We start from the raw sequence: 6,039 nt of genomic DNA, 5'->3' as shown, positions 1-6,039 counted from the left end.
TCCATGCCGCCCCAAGTATGACCTCGTTCCTGCTCCTGCTCTGGCTGCTGCACCTCCGGCACAGGCAACAGCTCCCTGGCCCTTTCGACAAGGGGGCGGAACTTCTCTGGCAGGTGCCGATCCAGAAAATCCATCACCGCACTGACCCCATCCAGGAGCCGATCCGAGAAGCTGCGCTCCTGCTCCAACTCTTGTTCCAGGCACTCCACCTGTACCAGCAGCTTTCGGTTTTGGTTTTCAAGCCGCTGCCTCTCCTGAGCCTCCTTCAGCTTTTCTTTTGTCGAGGGGATTTTCTGCTGAAGCCGCTGATTTTCTTCCTTCAGCTCTTGCACTTTCTGTTCCGCTGCCGCACCTCTGATTGCTGCCGCCTTCAGTTCCTTTACCTGTTCTACGGTAACGCCTTTCACAGCTCCTGTCAGCGTCTTTTCTGGCTGTATGGCCTCCAGATCAGGCTTGACCTTCTCAACCGCCTTTAGGAGCTTCACATTCCCTTGCAACGCTTTTTTCTGCTTTTCCAAAGTTGCTATATCCTGTTCTGCTGCTGCAACCTGTTCCTGGACAGCTTCAAGGCGCTGCGCCGCTGCCCGGTACTCTGGCAAATCCATGTGAGGCCGACCACCGCCCAGGCTGATAATCTCAAAATCGTGTACCTGAGCAATCTCTCCAAGAGATACCTTCTCACGCTCCATCCAGGCTTTCCATTCGGTTTGCTTTCGGCCCAGGCTTTCAAATCCTTGCTGCTTTAACGCCTGCTTCATGGAAACCCTCGTGGACAGCCCCCGGCTCTGCCCAGTGGCCACCGGCACAAAGTCTACATGGAGGTGGGGCGTGGCTTCATCCATGTGCAGCACCATATTGAATACCCGCAGATGAGGATTGCGCTCCTGGAAGGACTCTGCAAATTCTTTGAGAGCTGCCGCTGCCCGTTCCCCTCCTGGGGAGCCGCACCCACAGTCCTCCATGTTACCGATCTGGAAGATGGCCTCGTGAAATAGCTTCTCCTGTTTGCTCTGCCGGATATGCTCATAGTAGTCTGGTATTTTGTCCCTGGTCTTTTTCTTTTTAGCGTTATAGGCAGCCAATGCTTCATCAAAAAGCTCATGGTACACCTGCTTCAAGTCATCGTTGCAAAAAGTGATATTCTGCTCCGACCGGCTGCGGTCTACATTCGCCGCCGAAAAACTCCTGTTATTGTGCCGAATACTTCCTCGGCCTGTCATTCCCGAAATGGTTGTTTCTATAAAATCACCCGGCCCTTTCTTGTAAAAAGAACTATATCCTACTATCTCTATTTTACCATACCTGGGTGGCTGTCACAACCTCTTTGTTACTTTCTGGTGAGAAAGTAACGCAAAAGCACTTTCACACCGCCTCCCCTTTGGGGCTGGCAGTATGAAAGTGCTTTGCGCCCTGCCGGGGGCTAAAAGAGCCGGCCTCACAACCATCTCTAAGAACTTCTTCTGTCACTCTACTTCTTCTGGTGCAAGAGGATAACCGCATAATTCTTCTTCCTGTGCAGGAACTTCTGCGTCCTCTGTTTTTACAGGGCCGGTTTCTTCAATCAAATCCGACGGGACAAAACTTACAGCCAACTGCTGTTCTTCCGGCAAGCTATTATACCAATCCAGCCATTCAAGCGTTTCTTTGGAAAGGTCCTCCGCATCCACCATCCGATCACCATATCGGACTTTACTTCCGTCTCCTTCTCTTTGCTCAAAAACGATCCATTTCTCGTTCATAAAAATCTCTATGGTATTGTCTGCCCCGTATTGATATTCAAAGCCTGTCCCAAAATTAGATTGGTTATCCTTTGTCGGTATCTCAGAGCCATCAACCGTTGAAGTAATTTCCCCGTCCATTACCCCGCAACGACCACTTATGGTGCTTTCTTTCCCCGTATCATAGTAGAGTTTTCCATCCACCATTACCATAGGGATTTTATCCCATTCATGCGTTTCTTCAAGCGGCGGATCAGAGGGATTTTCTGACTGCCCCGGCAGCTCACTCTCACTTACAGGAACAATCTCATATTGATAGCTATCCCAACGACCTCCAATATCGGCTGATGTAAAATAATCCAGTTTCTCCGCCGGAAATTTCAGTCTGCCTGACTTTACAGCTTCCGCACAGTAGATGATCTCATAACTTGTATCGTCTGAGAGATTGAACCTAAAACTCGTTATGGTCTCCCCGACAACAGGCTCCGTTTTCTTATCGCTTACCTCCAGTCCCGAAAACAGAGAATAAAGATCAGCTATGTCTTCGCTTTCTGTGATAACTTGCTTTTCGGCGGAGTATGGCTCAGCATTGCGATACATCTCAATGTTATTTACATCAGCAACATCAAAGGGCATAGAAATAGTTTCTTTTTTTTCACAACCAGTGAATACCAAAACCATAGCCGCCACCAAAACAAGAACAATCTTTTTCACTGTATCACACCGCCTTTCTTACTTGTACTGACGAAAAAAATATACTTTTGTTTCCTATCTGCCACCAAAAACTTTTGAAAACCAGCTTTTTTTCTGCTCCACCGTCTGCCCCTGTTGATTTGGATCATCTTCACCATCAGTAAGCTGCTGCCGAATTGTTCCGGCATGAAGTGCCTGGGCGGCCTGGGCAGTCTGCTGTGCCACCACCAGCGCAGAGCTGACCTCTGCCAGCCTTGCATTCAATTCTTCAATCTGCTTGTCCTTTACAGAAAGCTGCCCTTGTAGCGTGTCAATGGTGGCCTGTAAAATTGCTACCACACCAGCCTCTTGCGACTGCTCCGGCACCGCTCCAATGGAGCGCTCCGTATGCGTATCCGTATGCGATCCATTGGGGCAGCCATCTCTCAAAAAGTCTTGTTTTATCAGGGTTTCAGCCTGCTCCGATAGATACAAGACCCCCTGTTCCGTATGCGCATACGGAGCGCAAACCGTATACAGCTTGCCTTTGTACCGCTTATAAACCGCCTGTTTTGATACGCCTATCTCGTCGGCTATCTGCCGGATTGTTTTCATACCTTCACGAACAGGCCAACGGACACACACCCTCAAATCCCGGCGTGGATATGTACCAGCAAGCGGGGCCTGTCGGCTCCCAGGCTACTTCAAGGGTAATCTCGTGCCAGCCATCGGGAAACAAGGCGGTAAATCCCTGCCCAGCATGTATGCCGTACCCTTCCAGAAGCAGCCGAGGGTGCGGATCATCGTCCGCCGGATCGGGGAGCCGCAGCTGCGCGATCCTCTCTTTATCCCAGCTCATAGACCTTTCCTCCTTCCCCTAAAATAAATCGCTATGCGATCCCGTCCGGGTGAGATATAAAATCAGCTCGTCCCCGTCCACTTCGTAGATCAGCAACCAATCCGGCGTAATGTGGCACTCACGACACCCCGCATAGTCCCCGGAAAGCTGGTGATCCCTGTTCTTTTCCGGCAACGGCTCCCCCGCAGCCAGCTTTTTAATAATATCGGTCAGCAAAGAAATATCAAAGCCGCGCTTTTTCACACGCTTCAAATCCTTCTGAAACTTTGTGGTTGGTCTTATGTTATACATCGGCAAGTAGCTCCTCCATCATCTGATCGACATTGGAATAGGTCTTGCCGAGGCTCGGATTAGCCTTCATTCTCTTTACTTCCTTGATTGCTTCGACGGTTTCCGCGTTCGGCACATCGCCGCTGATTTCAAAGGGTATTCTATACTCCCTCACAGCCTTACGCGCAAAAACATTGAACGCCGTTGTCATCGTCATTCCCATATCAGCACAGAACGCCTCAAACTGCCGCTTCAAATCTGCATCCATACGGATATTGATACTTGTATTCGCCATAATAGCAACTCCTTCCGCTTTTATTATAACCCGTTTTATCATATTCATTGTATAGCTTTTTGTTTACAATGTCAATACAATCTCCCTGTCCTCGACGCTCTAAAGTTCTATCCCAGTATGTACGCATTTAGGGGGCAAAAAAGCCTTGATTTATGCGGCTTTACGGGCGCAGTAGCGAGGGAGCCGGTATATTTACCCTCGGAGGGCTGAAAACGACTTCTAAAGCGTAACAAGGGCCTTTCTGGGCCTTATTCCTGACCCTCATTGTGCAGTGCGTCCAGGAGCCAATCGCTCAACTCCTGCGAAGGGGACACCCGCACCGTTATATGCCCATCTTCAAAGCGCACCGCTGGCGGTGGACAATCCCACCATTTGCGGATAGTTTTCGGATCAAGGCCAGTTTCTCGGTGGCAGTCGGCCTTACGGCCTTCCGGGTGCTGCTGCCGCCACTCATAAACCCGTACCTGAGCTGTTCCGCTGCCTTTAGGTCGACCCTCATTGACAATCTCTCCTAACTGTTTTTTTAATGCTTTCATTGTGTTCATCACTTGAATATGCTCTTCCTGCTTACGCCAATTCCGCTTATTGACAGGCATAGTAAGACCAGAGAGCTTCGCTATATCGTCCCTGGGAAATGTCACATAGTCCTCATTGAACATCTCCAGGGCACACACCACATCATCTTTCGTGAAGCGGTTTATGTCCTCCACGCTCATATCATCATAGGGCTGGAGCAGCGCAAAAGCGTCCCGGCGCAGCTCGTCTTCGTCAATCCCACATTTTTTCGCATAAATCGCCAGCGTCATAATGCCATAAAAACGATGGCCTACCCGAATTTCGTCAGCAATCCGGTGCAGCCACCAATCGTAAAGGTCACGCTTGACCGTCCAACGCCCCCGCCGTTCCTTCTTGATGATCCTCCGTTCATACCAATCTGGGTACTTCTCCTTTGCTTCATCCAGCGACAGGCGGCTCTTTCTCATAAGCCCCTCAAGCCGCTGCCTCTCCCCGTTGCTGTCCGGAATATAATCGAGCAGCTGCGCCAGTTCCACCGGCCCGCCAAGCCGGAACGCCCTCACAGGGTACTCCCGTCCCAGTTTCGAGCCGGAGCCGACCACCCGAAAGCCCTGCAAAATGCCCTGCATTTGCGGTTCTTTTATCGTGGAGGTATATCGGTTCCAAATCTGCCGAGTAAGGGAATATTTCAGCTCCTTCAAGCATTTCTGGTTGTGCGGATACATAGGCACTGGCTCTTTCAACACATAATATAGGTGAAGCCCCGTCCCGCTGTTTACAACAAAGGTTGCCTGGGGCAGAATATCCTTGTTCATCTGGTGCAGCGTGTCCCGAAGCTGCGGCATACCTACCCCGTCCAGATCAAACACCAAAGCATAAAGATACCTGGCATTTTTACCGCACCGCCGCAGACCAAAATAGGAAATCGGGGACATAATCGTAAAATCAGTGTCTTGTAGCTCCCGCAGTTCGTCCAGCTCGTCAGTGATAGTACACCGTTTCGCCTTACCATCCCCCTCGATCTGCAGGGCGATCCCGGTCGCCTTATCAACCTCAACTTTCTGAACCGTCACCGCAATCCCGTTTCCCTTCCTGTCCTCAAAATGTCCCTTCCTCTCGAAAGAACCCTCCGGGAATATCTCCCGATAAAACTCATACGGCGCCACCGGCTCCAAAAACCTTTCCAAATGCTCATTCTTTTCCTGATAAAGCTCTCTCTGCCGTTCCAAAGCCTCTTGCTGATCCACCATTCCTTACACCTCTTTTCATACATTCTGCAAACCCACAGGGGGAAAAGGGGGAGCCAAAGAGCGGCCCCTCCGGGGCCTTAAAGAGAAAGTCACCTCCCCCTTTTCCCCCTCGCTCTGGGGCATGGAAATGATGGAAAACCTTTTAGGTTTGCCACATTCCCACACCCCGTCGCTCACCCCCATTTTCCCCTCCGACTTTCTCCCTATCCGAGAGAGAATATTTTTATTATTTTTCCCTGGCCTAAAGGCCATAGGGGGGCATATATTATCAATGAGTTTTTTCCCTATTTCTTGTTGTTATTATAGCCTGTCCAGATGGCGCTTTCAAGTCCCCTGGACAGGCATATATTATCAATACAGTTTTTCCCTATCTTATCAAAGCTCCATGCCGCCCCAAGTATGACCTCGTTCCTGCTCCTGCTCTGGCTGCTGCACCTCCGGCACAGGCAACAGCTCCCT

At 50.3% G+C, this 6,039-nt stretch carries 7 protein-coding genes; all 7 read right to left on the bottom strand.

Annotated elements, in window-relative coordinates:
- The coding region (locus tag I2H39_RS28680; RefSeq protein WP_243281856.1) for a plasmid recombination protein at positions 1 to 1,118 on the bottom strand (1,118 nt) is incomplete at its 3' end.
- A 345-nt stretch (positions 1,119 to 1,463) separates the two neighbouring features.
- Positions 1,464 to 2,432: a hypothetical protein gene (locus tag I2H39_RS29415; protein ID WP_066859798.1), complete on the bottom strand. Its 969-nt coding sequence runs from the start codon at positions 2,430 to 2,432 to the stop codon at positions 1,464 to 1,466.
- A gap of 54 nt (positions 2,433 to 2,486) precedes the next feature.
- Complete coding sequence (locus tag I2H39_RS28670) at positions 2,487 to 3,005, bottom strand: hypothetical protein (protein WP_025491722.1); 519 nt, start codon at positions 3,003 to 3,005, stop codon at positions 2,487 to 2,489.
- A gap of 4 nt (positions 3,006 to 3,009) precedes the next feature.
- A complete protein-coding gene (locus tag I2H39_RS28665; protein ID WP_117531940.1) occupies positions 3,010 to 3,249 on the bottom strand; it encodes a hypothetical protein in 240 nt (79 codons plus the stop codon).
- Between the two features lie 18 nt (positions 3,250 to 3,267).
- Positions 3,268 to 3,540, bottom strand: coding sequence for a type II toxin-antitoxin system YafQ family toxin (locus I2H39_RS28660; RefSeq protein ID WP_066859802.1), 273 nt, complete (start codon positions 3,538 to 3,540; stop codon positions 3,268 to 3,270).
- Positions 3,533 to 3,814, bottom strand: coding sequence for a type II toxin-antitoxin system RelB/DinJ family antitoxin (locus I2H39_RS28655; protein WP_025491725.1), 282 nt, complete (start codon positions 3,812 to 3,814; stop codon positions 3,533 to 3,535). Before I2H39_RS28655 ends, I2H39_RS28660 begins: the two co-directional genes overlap by 8 nt.
- Positions 3,815 to 4,062: 248 nt before the next feature.
- Complete coding sequence (locus I2H39_RS28650; protein WP_025491724.1) at positions 4,063 to 5,580, bottom strand: hypothetical protein; 1,518 nt, start codon at positions 5,578 to 5,580, stop codon at positions 4,063 to 4,065.
- Positions 5,581 to 6,039 lie beyond the last annotated feature (459 nt).

This window comes from Clostridium sp. 1001283B150225_161107_B6, assembly GCF_015556325.1.
In the GTDB taxonomy this organism is placed as follows: Bacteria; Bacillota; Clostridia; order Lachnospirales; family Lachnospiraceae; genus Enterocloster.
The sequence above is the reverse complement of the archived record's forward strand: the minus strand, read 5'-3'. Positions and strand labels throughout refer to the sequence as shown.

Bases quoted from the DNA above. Each gene is read 5' to 3' on its own strand.
- I2H39_RS28670 (WP_025491722.1), bottom strand. From the start codon at position 3,005: ATGAAAACAATCCGGCAGATAGCCGACGAGATAGGCGTATCAAAACAG.
- I2H39_RS28665 (WP_117531940.1), bottom strand. From the start codon at position 3,249: ATGAGCTGGGATAAAGAGAGGATCGCGCAGCTGCGGCTCCCCGATCCG.
- I2H39_RS28660 (WP_066859802.1), bottom strand. From the start codon at position 3,540: ATGTATAACATAAGACCAACCACAAAGTTTCAGAAGGATTTGAAGCGT.
- I2H39_RS28655 (WP_025491725.1), bottom strand. From the start codon at position 3,814: ATGGCGAATACAAGTATCAATATCCGTATGGATGCAGATTTGAAGCGG.
- I2H39_RS28650 (WP_025491724.1), bottom strand. From the start codon at position 5,580: ATGGTGGATCAGCAAGAGGCTTTGGAACGGCAGAGAGAGCTTTATCAG.